The sequence below is a fragment of the Herbiconiux sp. VKM Ac-1786 genome, from assembly GCF_015350805.1.
GTDB lineage: Bacteria > Actinomycetota > Actinomycetes > Actinomycetales > Microbacteriaceae > Herbiconiux.
In genome coordinates this window covers 645,270-662,044 of record NZ_JADKSG010000002.1, presented here as the reverse complement: position 1 = coordinate 662,044, position 16,775 = coordinate 645,270, and the positions used below count along the sequence as shown (strand labels likewise).

At 71.0% G+C, this 16,775-nt stretch carries 15 protein-coding genes; 12 read left to right on the top strand and 3 right to left on the bottom strand.

Annotated features, from left to right (window positions below):
- Positions 1 to 43: 43 nt before the first annotated feature.
- Positions 44 to 2,302: a bifunctional (p)ppGpp synthetase/guanosine-3',5'-bis(diphosphate) 3'-pyrophosphohydrolase gene (locus ITJ64_RS14060; RefSeq protein ID WP_194681377.1), complete on the top strand. Its 2,259-nt coding sequence runs from the start codon at positions 44 to 46 to the stop codon at positions 2,300 to 2,302.
- Positions 2,303 to 2,361: 59 nt separating this feature from the next.
- Here ITJ64_RS14060 and ITJ64_RS14055 read toward each other — a convergent pair whose 3' ends face one another.
- The 3 genes from ITJ64_RS14055 to ITJ64_RS18970 form a co-directional block, all read right to left on the bottom strand.
- A complete protein-coding gene (locus ITJ64_RS14055) occupies positions 2,362 to 2,946 on the bottom strand; it encodes a hypothetical protein (protein ID WP_194681376.1) in 585 nt (194 codons plus the stop codon).
- Between the two features lie 92 nt (positions 2,947 to 3,038).
- A complete protein-coding gene (locus ITJ64_RS14050; protein ID WP_194681375.1) occupies positions 3,039 to 4,268 on the bottom strand; it encodes a DUF349 domain-containing protein in 1,230 nt (409 codons plus the stop codon).
- 79 nt (positions 4,269 to 4,347) lie between these two features.
- On the bottom strand, positions 4,348 to 5,154 hold the full coding sequence (locus tag ITJ64_RS18970; RefSeq protein ID WP_370545192.1) for a peptidylprolyl isomerase: 807 nt from the start codon (positions 5,152 to 5,154) through the stop codon (positions 4,348 to 4,350).
- A gap of 60 nt (positions 5,155 to 5,214) precedes the next feature.
- Between ITJ64_RS18970 and ITJ64_RS14040 the strand changes: the two genes are divergently transcribed.
- The 11 genes from ITJ64_RS14040 to aroB all read left to right on the top strand — a co-directional run bounded on the left by ITJ64_RS14040 (position 5,215) and on the right by aroB (position 16,769).
- Positions 5,215 to 6,624: a replication-associated recombination protein A gene (locus tag ITJ64_RS14040; RefSeq protein WP_194681374.1), complete on the top strand. Its 1,410-nt coding sequence runs from the start codon at positions 5,215 to 5,217 to the stop codon at positions 6,622 to 6,624.
- A gap of 212 nt (positions 6,625 to 6,836) precedes the next feature.
- Positions 6,837 to 7,466, top strand: a complete 630-nt coding sequence (gene rpsD / locus ITJ64_RS14035; protein ID WP_173181055.1) for a 30S ribosomal protein S4 — start codon at positions 6,837 to 6,839, stop codon at positions 7,464 to 7,466.
- A gap of 99 nt (positions 7,467 to 7,565) precedes the next feature.
- Positions 7,566 to 8,000 carry a DUF948 domain-containing protein gene (locus ITJ64_RS14030; RefSeq protein ID WP_194681373.1) on the top strand — a complete coding sequence of 145 codons (435 nt, stop codon included), beginning with the start codon at positions 7,566 to 7,568 and terminating at the stop codon, positions 7,998 to 8,000.
- Between the two features lie 58 nt (positions 8,001 to 8,058).
- Positions 8,059 to 8,268, top strand: a complete 210-nt coding sequence (locus tag ITJ64_RS14025) for a hypothetical protein (RefSeq protein WP_194681372.1) — start codon at positions 8,059 to 8,061, stop codon at positions 8,266 to 8,268.
- Between the two features lie 100 nt (positions 8,269 to 8,368).
- Positions 8,369 to 11,059, top strand: a complete 2,691-nt coding sequence (gene alaS, locus ITJ64_RS14020; protein WP_194681371.1) for an alanine--tRNA ligase — start codon at positions 8,369 to 8,371, stop codon at positions 11,057 to 11,059.
- A 2-nt stretch (positions 11,060 to 11,061) separates the two neighbouring features.
- Positions 11,062 to 11,562: a Holliday junction resolvase RuvX gene (gene ruvX / locus ITJ64_RS14015; RefSeq protein ID WP_194682159.1), complete on the top strand. Its 501-nt coding sequence runs from the start codon at positions 11,062 to 11,064 to the stop codon at positions 11,560 to 11,562.
- Positions 11,555 to 13,000, top strand: a complete 1,446-nt coding sequence (mltG, locus tag ITJ64_RS19395; RefSeq protein WP_370545191.1) for an endolytic transglycosylase MltG — start codon at positions 11,555 to 11,557, stop codon at positions 12,998 to 13,000. Before ruvX ends, mltG begins: the two co-directional genes overlap by 8 nt.
- A 6-nt stretch (positions 13,001 to 13,006) precedes the next feature.
- Positions 13,007 to 13,918 (top strand): shikimate dehydrogenase, encoded by a 912-nt coding sequence (locus ITJ64_RS14005; protein ID WP_194681370.1) that lies wholly within the window; start codon positions 13,007 to 13,009, stop codon positions 13,916 to 13,918.
- 36 nt (positions 13,919 to 13,954) lie between these two features.
- Positions 13,955 to 15,154 carry a chorismate synthase gene (gene aroC / locus ITJ64_RS14000; protein WP_194681369.1) on the top strand — a complete coding sequence of 400 codons (1,200 nt, stop codon included), beginning with the start codon at positions 13,955 to 13,957 and terminating at the stop codon, positions 15,152 to 15,154.
- Positions 15,151 to 15,693 (top strand): shikimate kinase, encoded by a 543-nt coding sequence (locus ITJ64_RS13995; RefSeq protein WP_194681368.1) that lies wholly within the window; start codon positions 15,151 to 15,153, stop codon positions 15,691 to 15,693. Before aroC ends, ITJ64_RS13995 begins: the two co-directional genes overlap by 4 nt.
- A complete protein-coding gene (gene aroB, locus ITJ64_RS13990) occupies positions 15,690 to 16,769 on the top strand; it encodes a 3-dehydroquinate synthase (RefSeq protein ID WP_194681367.1) in 1,080 nt (359 codons plus the stop codon). The genes ITJ64_RS13995 and aroB overlap by 4 nt, the downstream gene beginning before the upstream one ends.
- The last annotated feature ends 6 nt before the right edge of the window (positions 16,770 to 16,775 follow it).

The following is a 16,775-nucleotide window of genomic DNA, read 5'->3' as shown; positions in this document are numbered from 1 at the left end:
TCCGGCCCTCCGCGCTGGGGGATAATCGACGTGGAGGCCTGATATGACCGAGACGAGCACCACCTCGACCGCGGCGCTGCGACGTCTCGTTCCGCGCCTGTTCTCCCGCGCCCAGCCGGCCGGGGCGGTGGACGAGCTGCTCCGAACGGTGCGCACGAACCACCCGAAGGCCGACCTCACGATCCTCGAGCGCGCCTACGCGACCGCCGAGAAGGCGCACGACGGCCAGAAGCGCCGCAGCGGCGAGCCCTACATCACGCACCCGATCGCGGTCGCCCAGATCCTCGCCGAGCTCGGTCTCGGCTCGAAGGCCGTCGCGGCCGCCCTGCTGCACGACACGGTGGAGGACACCGAGTACTCCCTCGACATGCTGCGCCACGACTTCGGCGACGAGGTCGCCATGCTCGTCGACGGCGTGACGAAGCTCGACAAGGTCAAGTACGGCGACAGCGCCCAGGCCGAGACGGTGCGCAAGATGATCGTGGCGATGTCCCGCGACATCCGCGTGCTCATCATCAAGCTCTGTGACCGGCTGCACAACGCGCGCACCTGGGGCTTCGTGCCCGCCGAGTCGGCGGCCCGGAAGGCCAAGGAGACGCTCGAGATCTACGCCCCGCTGGCGCACCGGCTGGGCATCCAGTCGATCAAGTGGGAGCTGGAGGACCTCTCGTTCGCCGTGCTGTATCCCAAGCTCTACGTCGAGATCGAGAACCTCGTGCGCCAGCGCACCCCGCAGCGCGAGGAGTACGTGCAGCAGGTCATCGACGCGGTCGGCGACGACCTCAAGTCGGGCAAGATCCGCGGCAAGGTCGTCGGGCGTCCGAAGCAGTACTACTCGATCTACCAGAAGATGATCGTGCGCGGCCGCGAGTTCGACGAGATCTACGACCTGGTGGGCATCCGCGTGCTCGTGAACACGGTGCGGGACTGCTACGCGGTGCTCGGATCGATCCACGCGCGCTGGAACCCGATCCCCGGCCGGTTCAAGGACTACATCGCGACGCCGAAGTTCAACCTGTACCAGTCGCTGCACACCACGGTGATCGGCCCGGGCGGGCGGCCCGTCGAGATCCAGATCCGCACCACCGAGATGCACCAGCGCGCCGAGTTCGGTGTCGCGGCGCACTGGAAGTACAAGGAGCGGGTGAACGGCGGCAAGTCGTCCTCCACCGCCCCCGCCGGCATGCCCGACACCGACATGGCGTGGCTCGCCCGCATCAGCGACTGGCAGGCCGAGACCGTCGACCCGGGGGAGTTCCTCGACTCGCTGCGCTTCGAGATCGGGGCGAAGGAGGTCTACGTCTTCACCCCGAAGGGCAAGGTGATCGGCCTGCCCGCCGGGGCGACCCCCGTCGACTTCGCCTACGCCGTGCACACCGAGGTGGGGCACCGCACCATGGGCGCCAAGGTGAACGGGCGGCTCGTGCCGCTGGACTCGACGCTCGGATCGGGTGACGTGGTCGAGGTGTTCACCTCGAAGAACCCCGACTCCGGGCCCTCGCAGGACTGGCTGACCTTCGTGCAGAGCCCCCGGGCGCGCAACAAGATCCGCCAGTGGTTCACGAAGGAGCGGCGCGACGAGGCCATCGAACAGGGGCGCGACGCGATCGCCCGGGCGATGCGCAAGCAGAACCTGCCGCTGCAGAAGCTGATGAGCCAGGACTCCATCGCCGACGTGGCGTCGCAGCTGCACTACGACAACGTCTCGGGCCTGTACGCGGCCATCGGCGAGGGTCACATCTCGACGCAGTCGGTGATCGAGAAGGTGCTGGCGTCGCTGCAGACCGAGGTCGAGAGCGACGACTCCGACGTCGACGTCTTCGTCGGCAACCGGCCGCGCGTGACGCACAGCGACTCCGGCGTGCTCGTGCGCGGGGCTCCCGACATCCTCGTGAAGCTCGCCAAGTGCTGCACCCCGGTGCCGGGCGACCCGATCGTCGGCTTCGTGACGCGCGGTTCCGGTGTCTCGGTGCACCAGTCGGACTGCCACAACGTGGCGTCGCTGCTGAACGAGCCCGAGCGCATGATCGACATCGAGTGGGCGCCGTCGTCCAAAAGCGTCTTCCTGGTGCAGATCCAGGTCGAGGCCCTCGACCGTTCGGGGCTGCTCTCGGACGTGACTCGGGTGCTGTCGGAGCATCACGTCAACATCCTCTCGGCCTCCGTGAACACCTCGAGCGATCGCCTGGCGATCAGCCGCTTCGTGTTCGAGATGGGGGACACCACCCACCTCGACCGGGTGCTGAACGCCGTGCGCCGCATCGACGCCGTCTACGACGTCTACCGCGTCAGCGGCGGCTGAGCCGACTTCGCGGGGTCACCGACCGCTCGAGCTCGCGGCGGCGGGCGCGGCGACCCCGCTCAGGTGGGCACGAGGCGCTCCAGAGCGTGGAGGCGGTCGAGCGCCCGCTGCTTGTGCGGCAGGTGAGGTGAGCGGTCGAGGACGGCTTCGGCCTCGGCGCGCCCGCGGGGCCCCATCAGCAGGAGCGTGACCACCGCGCTCCGGTGCCGGCCGTCGAAGGCTCCGTCGGGCGGGAGCCGCAGCAGGTCGAGCGCGGTGCGGAGCGGCGAGGTGGCCAGCACCCCGCGCACGACGACCAGCTCGTCGGGCGGGAGCACGGCCTGACGCAACGTCCACGCGACGTCGGGGCTCACGCGCACCCGGTGATCGCTCCGCACGCACAGCTCGAGCGGCGCGGGCGGCGCCGCCCAGGCCCCGTGCAGCCACGCGGCGGTGCGCCGCTCGACGACGAGGCCGGCGGGCAGCCGGGGGAACAGGGCGAGCGCCCGCAACTCGCGCGCTCCGCGCACGTCGACCGTTCGCGCGATGTCGGGGGGCGAGAAGCGGTCGCCGACTCCGACGAGCTCGCCGTCGAGGCGTGCGGCGTGGAGTTCGGCCAGCGGAAGTTCGGCGGGGCCGAGGAGGAAGGGCAGCGAGGGTGGCATGCCCCGATGGTGCCAGGAGACGGGAAAGGCCGGGTCGCGCATCCGGAATCTGTGGATGAACGACCCGGCCTTCGTGCCGGTGGAGGAGGAGATCAGCCCAGGGCGTCGAGCCAGACCTTGCGCGCGTCGAGCGCCTCCTGCAGCTCGGCGACCTTCTTCGTGTCGCCCGCCGACTTCGCGTCGTCGATCTCGCGCTGCAGCTTGTCGATGGCGCCGGTCAGCTGCGAGGCGAGGCCTTCGCTGCGGGCCTTCTTCTCGGGGTTGTTGCGGCTCCAGTGCTCCTCGTCGAGCTTGCGCACGGCGGCCTCGACACGGCGCAGGCGATCCTCGACGGGCTTGACCTGATCGCGGGGCACCTTCCCGATCTCGTCCCAGCGACGCTGGATCGAGATGAGGGCCTCGCGCGCCTTGGTGCGGTCGGTCTCCTTCAGCAGCGGCTCCGCCTCCTCGAGCAGCGCGAGCTTCGCGGTGAGGTTCTCACCGAACTCGGTCTCGTCGCGGGCGACGACCTCGCTGCGGGCGGAGTAGAGCACGTCACCGGCGGCCTTGAACCTGTCCCACAGCGCGTCGTCGTACTTCTTGCCGGCGCGGCCGGTGGCCTTCCACTGCGCGAGCAGGTCGCGGTAGGCGGGGATGCCGTCGGAGCCGCGCGCCTCGAGGGCCTCGGCCTGCTCGACGAGCGCCTGCTTGCGCGTGCGCGCGTCGCGGTGCACCTGGTCGAGCTCGGCGAAGAACGCCTTGCGCTGCGTCTCGAGCGAGGTGCGGGCCTCACGGAACCGCTTCCACAGCTCGCCGGCCTCGGCGCGGGGGAGCCGCGGGCCCTCCTGCTGATGCTTCTGCCAGCGGCCGAAGAGCTCGTCGATCTGGGCGGTGACGTTCTTCCACTGCGCCTTGGCCGGGTCGTGACCCGCGAGGGTCTCCATCTCGACCACGATCGCGGTGCGGTCGACGATGGCCTGGTCGACCAGCGCCTTGTCTTCGGCCGACTGCTTCTCGGTGATCTCCGAGACCGTCGACTTCAGCGCCTCGACGCGCTTCTGCAGGGCAGCGAGGTCGCCGACGGCGTTGGCCGAGGCGACCGAGGCCGACAGCGACTTGACGGTCTTCGCGATGTCGGCCGCCGGGGCGCCGCGCTTGGCGCGCTGCTCGAGCAGCGTCACCTGCCCGGCGAGGTCGGAGAACTTGCGCTCGAAATAAGCGATCGCTTCTTCTTTGCTGCCATCGGGGTACTGGCCGACGAGACGCTCGCCCTCGGCCTCACGGACGTAGACGGAGCCGTCGTCGTCGACTCGCCCCCACGGGTGCTGATCTGAATCGGTCACGGAACCATCCTGTCGACGATGTCTGGAGTACGGCCACAAGCCTAGAGCACGGGACGCCCCGAGCACCGGCCGTGGTGGGCTACTGGACGGTGACGTCGGTGATGACGGCCGCCGCGGCGGGCTTGCCGTCGGGCGCACCGTCGACGGCACCGGCGGCGATCACCGACGAGTCGAGCTGATCCAGCCCCGAGGTGATCTGCCCGAGCACGGTGTAGCCGCCCGCGGCGTCGGAGGGGATCGTCGAGTCGTCGTAGACGATGAAGAACTGGCTGCCCATGCTGTAGCCGTTGCCGCCCTGCCGGGCCATGGCGAGCGTGCCGGCGGGGTAGACGTCGTCGGCGGGGGCGTTCTCGACCGGGCCGTACTCGTAGCCGGGGCCGCCGGTTCCGGTGCCGGTCGGGTCGCCGCACTGCAGCACGAAGATGCCGCTCGTGGTGAGGCGGTGGCAGGAGGTGCCGGTGAAGAAGCCCGACTGCGCCTGCGAGATGAAGGCCGAGACGGCCTGCGGGGCAGCGGCGCCGTCGAGCGTGATGCCCAGCGGGACGTCGTTGATCGTCATCGTGCCGGTCCAGTCGCGGCCCTCGGCGATGCTCGAGGCGGGCACGTCGCCGGTGTTCTGGCCCTCGGCGGCGTCGTCCGGCGCGTCGGTGGCGGCCGGCGTCGAGGTGGGGGCCGACGAAGCCGCGGGGGCGCCCGGGCCGCCGCTGAAGTAGAACAGCTGCGCGGCGGTCACCCCGGCGATCAGCACGACCACCACGACGGCCGCGATCACGTTGTCGCGGGTGCGGCGGCGGATGCGCTCGGTGTGCGCCTGCTGCCGAGCCTGGTACTCGCGCAGACGGGTGCGGGCCTCACGAGCAGCACGCTCCTGGTTGCTGGGTGCCACAGGTCCTCCAGTGTCATCGATCCGCCGGGCGCTGTCGGCCCATCACAGTACCCTAGACGCATGGCTCTTCAGCAACCGGGACTCCACTCCGGGGCGGTCCCCCTTGCGGTGCGCATGCGCCCCAGAAGCCTCGACGAAGTGGCCGGTCAGCGCCACCTCCTGCGGCCCGGTTCCCCCCTCGTCAATCTCGCCACCGACCGCACCGGTGCGGCGGGTTCCGTGTCGGTCATCCTCTGGGGGCCGCCCGGCACGGGCAAGACCACGCTCGCGCAGGCCATCGCCCACTCCTCGGGCCGCAAGTTCGTCGAGCTCTCGGCCGTCACCGCCGGCGTGAAAGACGTCCGGCAGGTGATGGAGGACGCGTTCCGCAACCGCGACCTCTACGGCCTGTCGACCGTGCTCTTCCTCGACGAGATCCATCGCTTCACCAAGGCCCAGCAAGACGCGCTGCTGCCCGGCGTCGAGAACGGGTGGGTCATCCTGGTCGCGGCCACGACCGAGAACCCCTCCTTCTCCGTCATCTCACCGCTGCTGTCGCGCTCCCTGCTGCTCACCCTCGAGCAGCTCACCGACGACGACCTCGGTGTGCTGATCGATCGTGCGGTGACGGATGCGCGGGGCCTCGCCGGCACGGTCGAGCTCGACCACGAGGCGCGCGCCGCCATCATCCGCATGGCCTCGGGTGACGCCCGCCGTGCCCTCACGGCGCTCGAGGCGTCGGCCGGCACGGCGCTGGCGGCCGCGGAGGGTGCGGGAGCCGCGGGCCACGACGGCGACGAGGACGATGACGATGACGAGGACGAGGAGGAGGACGACGAGCATCCGCTGCCCGTCATCACCCCCGAGGTGCTCGAGCAGTCGGTCGACCGGGCGCTCCTGCGCTACGACCGCAACGGCGACGAGCACTACGACGTGATCAGCGCCTTCATCAAGTCGGTGCGGGGCAGCGACGTCGACGCCTCGCTGCACTACCTCGCCCGCATGTTCGAGGCGGGGGAGGACCCGCGGTTCATCGCGCGGCGGGTCATCATCCTCGCCGCGGAAGACATCGGCATCGCCGACCCGCAGGCGCTGCCGATCGCGGTGGCCGCGGCCGAGGCCGTGCAGATGATCGGCATGCCCGAGGGACGGCTGCCGCTCGCCGAGGCGGTGGTCTACCTCGCCACCGCACCGAAGTCGAACGCGGCTTATCTGGGCATCAACGCGGCCATCGCCGACGTCAAGGCCGGCAACTTCGGGCGGGTGCCCAAGCACCTGCGCGATGCGCACTACGCCGGCGCCAAGCGGCTCGGCCACGGCAAGGGCTACAAGTACCCGCACGACAGCGACGTGGGGGTCGTCAGGCAGCAGTACCTGCCCGACGAACTGACCGGGAAGGTCTACTACGACCCCACCGACCACGGTCACGAGCGGGAGGTCTCGGCGCGGCTCGCGAAACTCCGCGACATCACGCGGGGAACGCCGGGCTGACGGCATCCGCTGTGCTATTCTCGTAGACGCCTAATCAGCGTCATTTCGGAGCGGCTGCCGATCGATGTTCGATGACGGGGCCGCGTTCTTTAGCCGAACCGCCCGGCGACACCCTCTGAATCTATTGTCGCGGTATGCGACTGGTGCAGTCATCGACGCGCGCAACGGCGCACACCATCCCAACTATTCAGAATTTTCACGAAAGGACGTAAGTGGCTACCAAGTCGCGTACGCGCAGCAAGACCCGCCTCTCCCGGGCGCTCGGCATCCCCCTCACCCCGAAGGCGGCCAAGTACCTCGAGAAGCGCCCCTACGCTCCCGGTGAGCACGGCCGCACCAAGCGCAAGCAGGACAGCGACTACGCCGTCCGTCTGCGCGAGAAGCAGCGTCTGCGCGCCCAGTACGGCATCCGCGAGAAGCAGCTGACCATCGCCTTCGAAGAGGCCCGCCGCGCGAAGGGCCTGACCGGTGAGAACCTGGTCGAGCTCCTCGAGATGCGCCTCGACGCCCTCGTGCTGCGTGCCGGCTTCGCCCGCACCACCGCGCAGGCCCGTCAGATGGTCGTGCACCGTCACATCCTCGTCGACGGCCAGCTCGTCGACCGTCCCTCGTTCCGCGTGAAGCCGGGCCAGATGATCCACGTCAAGCAGCGCTCCGAGGGCACCGAGCCCTTCCAGGTCGCCGCCGCCGGTGGTCACATCGACCTGCTCCCGAAGACCCCGGCCTACCTCGAGGTCGAGCTCGACAAGCTCCAGGCGCGCCTCGTCGCCCGCCCGAAGCGCGCGCAGGTCCCCGTGACCTGCGAGGTCCAGCTCGTGGTCGAGTACTACTCGGGCCGCTAGCAGCACGAGTCACGACATACTAGAGAGCGGGTCGCCCACAGGGTGGCCCGCTCTCGTCGTATCCGGCCCCGCCCGGGTCGCTTTCCTGAAGGAGTCACCGTGACCGGTGGAGATATCGCAGGCCTGATCGCCGCCGGAGTGTTCGCCGTGCTGGTCGGCCTGATCGCCGTGCCCCTGCTGAAGCTCGGCGGCGTGTTCGACCAGACCCGCGACTCCATCAAGGACGTCAGCGACGGCATCACGCCGATCCTCGCCGAGTCGACCGTCACAGTGCAGGAGGCGAACAAGCAGCTCGCCCGGGTCGACGTCATCACCCGCAACGTCGAGGAGGTGACGGGCAACGTCACGTCGCTCGTCGCGCTGTTCGCGGCCTCCGTCGGCGGCCCGCTGATCCGCCTCGCGGGCTTCAGCGCCGCGGTGCGCGCCGGCCTGACCAGCCTCCGCGCCGCGAAGGAGGCCGACGACGTCGTCTCCGGCTCGAAGACCTCGAAGACCACGAAGACGACGAAGAAGCCCAAGAAGTCCAAGCGATAGTCTTGACGGAGGCTTGAACGGGCGCCGTCGCGCGCCCGGAACGAACGAGGAGAACGCAATGAAGAAGATCCTGTGGCTCGTCATCGGCATCGGCGTCGGTTTCGCCGTCGCCCACCAGGTGAACCAGACCAAGAGCGGCAAGGAGTTCTTCTCCGAGCTCGACCGCAAGACCAAGGAGTTCGGCGACTCGCTCGTCGACGGCTACCGCGAGCGCGAGGCCGAGCTGCGCGACGCCATCTCCGACGCGGGCGACAAGCTCTCCAAGTAGCACTCCGGCACGGGCCCGGCCGTCCGCCGGAGGCTCCTGCCGATCCGAACCGCGCGCCGACCCCAGCGTGCCGATCCGAACCGGGAACACCACTCCACCCATGCTCACCGCTGACATCCGCAACCGCTGGCTCGACTTCTTCGGAGAACGCGGCCACACCGTCGTGCCCTCCGCCTCGCTCGTCTCCGACGACCCGTCGCTGCTGTTCACCGTCGCCGGCATGGTGCCGTTCATCCCGTATCTGTCGGGGCTCGTGCCCGCACCGTACCCGCGCGCCACGAGCGTGCAGAAGTGCATCCGCACCCTCGACATCGAGGAGGTCGGCAAGACCACCCGGCACGGCACGTTCTTCCAGATGAACGGCAACTTCTCGTTCGGCGACTACTTCAAGGAGGGCGCGATCGGGTACGCCTGGGAGCTGCTCACCACCCCCGAGTCCGACGGCGGTCTCGGGCTGGCCGAGCGCGACCTCTGGGTCACCGTCTACGAGGACGACGACGAGGCGATCGACATCTGGAAGCGGGTGGCGGGGGTTCCGGATGCGCGGATCCAGCGCTTCGGCAAGGAGGACAACTACTGGTCCACCGGCCAGCCCGGGCCGGCCGGCCCCTGCTCGGAGATCTACTTCGACCGCGGCCCCGCCTACGGTGCCGAGGGCGGCCCCGCAGCCGACGAGAACCGCTACATCGAGATCTGGAACCTCGTGTTCATGCAGTACCTCCGCGGCGAGGGCACGTCCAAGACCGAGTTCGAGATCCTCGGCGAGCTGCCGCGCAAGAACATCGACACCGGTATGGGCCTCGAGCGTGTCGCCTTCCTCAAGCAGGGCGTCGAGAACCTCTACGAGATCGACCAGGTGCGGCCGGTGCTCGACCGCGCCGCCGAGATCTCGGGCCGACGCTACGGCGCCGACCACGACGACGACGTGCGGATGCGCGTGGTCGCCGATCACGTGCGCTCCGCTCTGATGCTGATGAGCGACGGCGTCACGCCCTCCAACGACGGCCGCGGCTACGTGCTGCGGCGTCTGCTGCGCCGCACGGTGCGCTCGATGCGCCTGCTCGGCGTCGACACCGCCACCATGCCCGAGCTGCTGACCGCCTCGCGCGACGCGATGAAGGCCGCCTACCCCGAGGTCGAGACCGACTTCTCGCGCATCTCGCGCGGCGCCTACGCCGAGGAGGAGTCCTTCCTCCGCACGCTCACGGGCGGCACGACCATCCTCGACACCGCGGTCGCCGCCGTGAAGCAGAAGGCCGGCGCCTCGGGCACCGACACCGCCCCCGTGCTGGCCGGCGACACCGCGTTCCTGCTGCACGACACCTACGGCTTCCCGATCGACCTCACCCTCGAGATCGCCGAGGAGTCCGGCCTCGCCGTCGACCGCGTCGCGTTCGAGTCGCTGATGGCCGAGCAGAAGCAGCGCGCCAAGGCCGACGCCAAGGCGAAGAAGCTCGGCATCACCGACCTCACCGTCTACAGCCAGTTCCGCGCCCTCGGCGAGACCGTGTTCCGCGGCTACGACGAGCTCGAGGCCGAGGCGCCCGTGCTCGGCCTGATCGTCGACGGCGTCTCGGTGACGTCGGCCGTGGCGGGGGAGCAGGTCGAGGTCATCCTGGCCGAGACCGCGCTCTACGCCGAGTCGGGCGGCCAGGAGGCCGACGCCGGCACCATCGTCGGCGACGGCTTCGAGCTGACCGTGCTCGACGTGCAGAAGCCCGTGAAGGGGCTGATCAGCCACCGCGTCGAGGTGACCAGCGGCCAGGTGGCCGTCGGCGACCAGGCGCGCTCGGTGGTCGACCCGTCCTGGCGGCGCGGTGCGACCCAGGCGCACTCGGCGACGCACCTCATCCACGCGGCCCTGCGGCAGACGCTCGGCGAGGAGGCCCACCAGGCCGGCTCGTACAACAAGGCGGGCTACATGCGACTCGACTTCTCGTGGAACCAGCCGCTCTCGGCCGCGACCCGCACCGAGATCGAGGAGATCGCCAACAACGCCATCCGCGACGACCTGACCGTCACGACCCGCGAGCTGCCGCTCGACGAGGCCCGCTCGATGGGGGCGATGGCCCTGTTCGGCGAGAAGTACGGCGAGGTCGTGCGCATGGTCGACATCGGCGGCCCGTGGTCGCGCGAGCTCTGCGCCGGCACCCACGTATCGACCAGCGCGCAGATCGGGCTGATCAACCTGCAGGGCGAGTCGTCGATCGGCTCGGCCAACCGCCGGGTCGAGGCGCTCGTCGGGCTCGAGGCGTTCCGGGAGTTCGCCGCCGAGCGGGCCCTCGTCTCGCAGCTCACCTCCTCGCTCAAGGCGCCGCGCGACGAGATCGCGTCGCGGGTGGCCGACCTGACCGCGAACCTCAAGGCGGCCGAGAAGAAGATCGCCGCGTTCGAGGCGTCCCAGCTGTCGACGCGCATCCCGGCCCTCGCCGCCGCCGCGCGCCCGGCCGGGGCCGTGTCGCTCGTCGCCGCCGACCTCGGTGAGCTGCGCTCGCCCGACGACGTGCGCCAGCTCGCCACCGGCGTGCGCGAGGCCCTCGTCTCCGGCGGGTCCGCCGCCGCGGTCGTCGCCCTCGCCGCCGCCGTCAACGGCAAGCCCGTCGTCATCGTCGCCACCACCGACGGCGCCCGCGCCGCCGGGGTGAAGGCCGGCGCCCTCGCCAAGCTCGCCGCCGGCGTGCTCGGCGGAGGCGGCGGCGGCAAGGACGACCTGGCCCAGGGCGGCGGCACCGACGTCGGCGCCATCCCCGCGGCGCTCGAGGCCATCGGCCGGGCAGCGACGGCCGGTTGAGCATGCGCAGCGGGGTGCGGGTCGGCGTCGACGTGGGCAGGGCCCGCATCGGCGTCGCCCGCACCGACCTGCACGGCATGCTCGCCACGCCGATCGAGACCGTGCCGCGCACAGCACCGGGCGAGGTGCCCGAGACGGGACCGAGCCCCGACGTCGTTCGCATCCTGGACATCGCCGACGAGCTCGACGCCCTCGAGTTCGTGGTCGGCCTGCCCCTGTCGATGAGCGGTTCCGAGACCGCCTCGACCCAGGATGCGCGGGACTTCGCCGCCCGTCTTCTCGCGGCCTCGGGCCGCCCGGTGCGCATGATCGACGAGCGGCTGAGCACCGTCTCGGCCCAGGCCGCCCTGCACCGGAACGGCCGGAACACCAAGAGCTCCCGCCCCGTGATCGATCAGGTCGCCGCGGTTATACTCCTTCAACATGCCCTCGACAGCGAGCGTGCCACCGACAGACCCCCCGGCATCCTCCTCGACCCGAGTCAAGGAAAAGGCAGTGACTGACCGACAGCCCGCACAGGACCATCCGTTCGCCGAGTTCTTCCGACAGGAGCCGGCGACGCCGCCGAGCCCCGCGGAATCGCCCCGGCGGGCGGCCAGACAGGCCGCAGAACCGGCCGCCTCGAGCCCGCGCTCCTCGACCCGCACCGCCGACGACGACGTCGAGCACGTGGGCATCGAGCACTTCGGGCTCGGCGACGAACCGGCCCGGGGTGGTGACTCGGGCGGCTTCGGCGGCTCGGGTGGCTCCGGATCGGGCGGCTTCGGCGGCTCGGGCGGTGGCTCAGGCCGATCCGGCGGCGGCTCGGGCGGCTCCGGTGGCTCGGGCGGCTCCGGCGGGCGCCGCTCCTCCGGTGGCGGTCGCCCCCCGCGCGAACGCCGTCGACGCCGCTGGGTGACCCCCGTCATCGTGCTCGTCGTCATCGTCGGCCTGATCGCCGGCGCAGGCGTCTTCGTCTGGAACGTCTTCGGTGAGCAGGTGCAGAGCCTGATCGCCGGCAGCCCCTCGGCCGACGACTACCAGGGCAGCGGCGAGGGCGAGGTGATGTTCGTCGTCAACGACGGCGACGTCGGCGAGACCATCGGCGACAACCTCGCCGAGCAGGGCGTCATCGCCAGCTCCCGCGCCTTCTACGAGCTGCTGCTCGACCAGGACCCGGCACCGGTCTTCCAGGCCGGCACCTTCCGCCTGGCCGAGAAGATGAGCGCTCAGTCCGCGCTCGACGCGCTGCAGAGCCCCGACTCCAAGGTCGACTTCACCGTCACCATCCCCGAGGGCTCGAGCGCCAAGGGCATCTACCAGGAGCTCGCCGACGTCACGGGCATCCCGGTCGAGGAGTTCCAGGCCGTGGGCGCGAACTACGCCGCCCTCGGCGTGCCGGCGAACGCCCCCACCATCGAGGGCTTCCTGTTCCCGGCCACCTACGTGTTCCAGCCGGGCGAGACCGCGACCGACATGATCACCACCATGGTGAACCGCACCTTCCAGTCGCTCGACGCCGCGGGGGTCGCCCCCGACGACCGTCTCCGCGTGCTCTCGCTGGCCGCGCTCATCCAGAAGGAGGCCGGCAGCGTCGAGGACATGGCGAAGGTCTCCCGCGTCTTCACCAACCGCCTCGACCAGGGCTGGAACATGGAGTCCGACGCCACGGTCGCCTACGGTGCCGGCCACAGCCGGGTCGAGACCACCCAGGCCGAGCGCGACGACCCGAACAACATCTACAACACGTACTACTACCCCGGCCTGCCGGTCGGCCCGATCGCGAACCCGGGCGACGACGCGATCAACGCGGCGCTGAACCCGGCCGACGGCCCGTGGATGTTCTTCGTGACGGTCGACCTCGACACGGGCGAGACCGTCTTCTCGACCACCGCCGACGAGCACGCGGCCGCGGTCGAGCGCCTGCAGGCCTGGTGGGCCGCCCACCCCGACGTCGAGTAGCGACCGGTGTCCGAGACGTTCGTTGGCGACGAGGCCGATGAGCTGACGCGCGAGCGGCGCCTCGGCGTGCTCGGCTCACCGATCGCGCACTCGCGGTCGCCGCTGCTGCACCGCACCGCCTACCGCGCGCTCGGGCTGCCCTGGCAGTACGACGCGCACGAGGTGACGACGGATGCGCTGCCCGCCTTCATCGACGGCCTCACGGCCGAGTGGCGCGGCCTCTCGCTCACCATGCCGCTGAAGGAGACGATCCGGCCGCTGCTGTCGAGTGTCGACGCGGTGGCCGAGGCGAGCGGATCCGTGAACACCGTGCTCGTCGCCGAGCACGACGGCCGGCGCGCGCTCAGCGGCTTCAACACCGACGTGCACGGCATCCGGCAGGCGCTCGAACGCGCGGGGGTGACCCGGGCCCGCCGGGTGATGATCGTCGGCGCCGGGGCCACCGCGCGCTCGGCCGCCGTCGCCGTGGCCCAGCTCGGTGCCGAGCACGCCGATGTCGTGCTGCGGAGCCCCGGCAAGGCCGGCTCGGTCGTCGACGCGGCCCGGGCCGCCGGGCTCAGCACCGAGGTGGTGGCCCTGCATGACCCGGGGATGCGGCTGATCGAGCCCGACCTGACGATCAGCACGCTGCCCGGAGGGGTCGGGGTGGGTGTGAACTTCGTCGACGCCGCGGCACCGCGCAGCTCGAGCATCCTGGACGTGGCCTACCACCCGTGGCCGAGCGAGCTCGCGACGATCTGGCAGGAGGCGGGCAGCCTCGCGGTGCCCGGGCTGGCGATGCTCGTGCACCAGGCGGCCGCCCAGATCAGGGTGTTCGTGCACGGCGACCCCCTCGTGACGCTCGACGGCGAGGAGCGTGTCGTGGCAGCGATGCTCGACGCCGTGGGGCTCGACGCGGCGGGCCGGCTGCGGGGCTGAGCGGGAGTGTCCTCCGTCTGTGGGAGGATCGTAACCATGCTTCGTTGGCTCACCGCCGGGGAGTCCCACGGTCAAGAACTCGTCGCCATCGTCGAGGGTCTTCCGTCCGGCATCCCGGTCACACTCGATCAGCTGCGCACCGACCTCGCGCGGCGCAAGCTCGGCTACGGCCGCGGCGCCCGCATGAAGTTCGAGCAGGACGAGCTCGCCATGACGGGCGGCGTCGTGCACGGCCGCACCCTCGGCAGCCCCGTCGCCGTGCGCATCGGCAACACCGAGTGGCCGAAGTGGACCGAGGTGATGGGCGTCGAGCCCCTCGACGAGGAGCTGCCCGGCCGCGGCCGCAGCGCCCCGCTGACGCGCCCCCGCCCGGGCCACGCCGACCTGGTGGGCATGCAGAAGTACGACTTCGACGAGGCCCGCCCCATCCTCGAGCGTGCGAGCGCCCGTGAGACGGCGGCCCGTGTCGCGCTCGGCGCAATCGCCCGCGCCTTCCTCGGCGAGCTCGGCATCACCCTCGTCAGCCACACCCTCGCGATCGGGCCGGTGCGCGTGCCCGAGGGCGCCGCCCTGCCGAAGCCCGCTGACGTCGACGCGCTCGACGCCGACCCGGTGCGCTGCTTCGACGCCGCCACGAGCGCGCTGATGGTCGCCGAGATCGACGACGCCCACAAGGAGGGCGACACCCTCGGCGGGGTCGTCGAGGTGCTCGCCTACGGGCTGCCCCCGGGCCTCGGTTCGCACGTGCACTGGGATCGCCGGCTCGACTCGCAGCTGGCGGCTGCGCTGATGGGCATCCAGGCCATCAAGGGCGTCGAGGTCGGCGACGGCTTCGAGACCACCCGCCGCCGGGGTTCGGCCGCGCACGACGAGCTCTACCGCGAGGGTGACGAGATCACGCGGTCCACCGACCGCGCGGGCGGCACCGAGGGCGGTATGTCCACGGGCACCGTGCTGCGGGTGCGCGCCGGCATGAAGCCGATCGCCACCGTGCCGCACGCCCTGCACACGATCGACGTGGCCACGGGGGAGGACGCGGCGGCGCACCACCAGCGCTCCGACGTCTGCGCCGTGCCCGCCGCGGGGGTCGTGGCCGAGGCCATGACCGCGCTGGTGCTCGCCAACGCCGTGCTCGAGAAGTTCGGCGGCGACTCCGTCGGCGAGACCCGCCGCAACCTCGAGGGCTACCTCGCGGCCATCCCCGAGGCGCTGCGCACCGGCATCGCCCGCGCATGAGGGTGGTGCTGATCGGGCCGCCGGCCTCGGGCAAGTCGCGCATCGGCAAGAAGCTGGCGCGGATGCTCGGCACCGGCTTCGTCGACACCGACCGTCTCGTGGTCACGTCGCACGGGCCGATCCCGGAGATCTTCGCGTCCCACGGGGAGGCGCACTTCCGCGCCCTCGAGCGGGCGGCCGTCGTGACGGCGCTGGAGAGCGACGGGGTCGTCGCCTTCGGGGGAGGAGCGGTGCTCGACCAAGAGACGCAGCGTGACATCGGTTCGTGGCCGGTCGTGCTGCTGAGCGTGCATCCTGATGTCGTCGCCGGGCGGCTCGGCAACGGCAAACGCCCCACCGTGCCCGACGTCGAGACCTGGAAGGCCGTCTACGAGCGCCGCCGGGAGCTCTACGAGCGGCTCGCCGACCACACCGCCGACACGAGCTCGCTGCCCACCGAGCGGGTCGCCGCCGAGATCATGGAGTGGCTCGGCAGCGCGGCGAACCCGAAGCGGGCGGACCAGAAGGCCTCGAACGAGAAGAAGGAGATCGTGCGATGAGCGCCGAGCCCACCGTCATCCCCGTCAGCGGAGAGAACGGCTACGACGTGCTCGTCGGCCGCGGCATCCTGGGGCGGGTCGCCGAGGGCTTCGGCCCCGGGGTGAAGAAGGTGCTGATCGTGCATCCGCCGACCCTCGGCCAGGCGGCCGCGAGCCTGCGCGAGAGCCTGCTCGACCGCTACGAGGTGCTGCTGGCCGAGATCCCGGATGCGGAGGCCGGCAAGCGCATCGAGGTCGCCTCGTTCTGCTGGCAGGTGCTCGGCCAGGCCGACTTCACCCGCACCGACGCCGTGGTCGGCTTCGGCGGTGGAGCCGTCACCGACCTGGCCGGCTTCGTCGCCGCGACCTGGCTGCGCGGCGTCACGCTCGTGCAGGTGCCGACCACGCTGCTCGGCATGGTCGACGCGGCCGTCGGCGGCAAGACCGGCATCAACACCAACGAGGGCAAGAACCTCGTCGGCGCCTTCTACGCCCCGTCGCTCGTGGTCGAAGACCTCGACACCCTCGCACCGCTGCCGCGGAACGAGATCCTCGCCGGCTTCGGGGAGGTCGTGAAGTGCGGCTTCATCGCCGAGCCCGAGATCCTCGACATCATCGAGGCCGACGTCGACCGGGCCACCGACCCCACCTCCGACGAGCTGCGACGGCTGATCGAGCTGTCGGTCGCCGTCAAGGCGCGGGTCGTCAGCTCGGACTTCAAGGAGGCGGGCCTCCGCGAGATCCTCAACTACGGGCACACCCTCGGGCACGCGATCGAGCACGCCGAGCGGTACCAGTGGCGGCACGGCGCGGCGGTGGCCGTCGGCATGATGTTCGCGGCCGAGCTCGGGCGCCTCACCGGATCGCTGTCGGACGAGGTCGTCGACCGGCACCGGCGCATCCTGACCTCGCTGACGCTGCCGACCGAGTACCCGGCCGGGCGCTGGCAGACGCTGCTCGCCACGATGCAGCGCGACAAGAAGTCGCGCGGCGGGATGCTGCGGTTCATCGTGCTCGACGACCTGGCGCGCCCCTCGGTGCTCGCCGGGCCGGAGACCTCCCTGCTGTTCGCCGCGTACCAAGAGATCGCCTCCTAGGAGCTC

Coding starts and splice junctions, on each gene's coding strand:
- ITJ64_RS14060 (WP_194681377.1), top strand. CDS start 44: ATGACCGAGACGAGCACCACCTCGACCGCGGCGCTGCGACGTCTCGTT.
- ITJ64_RS14055 (WP_194681376.1), bottom strand. CDS start 2,946: ATGCCACCCTCGCTGCCCTTCCTCCTCGGCCCCGCCGAACTTCCGCTG.
- ITJ64_RS14040 (WP_194681374.1), top strand. CDS start 5,215: ATGGCTCTTCAGCAACCGGGACTCCACTCCGGGGCGGTCCCCCTTGCG.
- ITJ64_RS14025 (WP_194681372.1), top strand. CDS start 8,059: ATGAAGAAGATCCTGTGGCTCGTCATCGGCATCGGCGTCGGTTTCGCC.
- alaS (WP_194681371.1), top strand. CDS start 8,369: ATGCTCACCGCTGACATCCGCAACCGCTGGCTCGACTTCTTCGGAGAA.
- ruvX (WP_194682159.1), top strand. CDS start 11,062: ATGCGCAGCGGGGTGCGGGTCGGCGTCGACGTGGGCAGGGCCCGCATC.
- aroC (WP_194681369.1), top strand. CDS start 13,955: ATGCTTCGTTGGCTCACCGCCGGGGAGTCCCACGGTCAAGAACTCGTC.
- ITJ64_RS13995 (WP_194681368.1), top strand. CDS start 15,151: ATGAGGGTGGTGCTGATCGGGCCGCCGGCCTCGGGCAAGTCGCGCATC.
- aroB (WP_194681367.1), top strand. CDS start 15,690: ATGAGCGCCGAGCCCACCGTCATCCCCGTCAGCGGAGAGAACGGCTAC.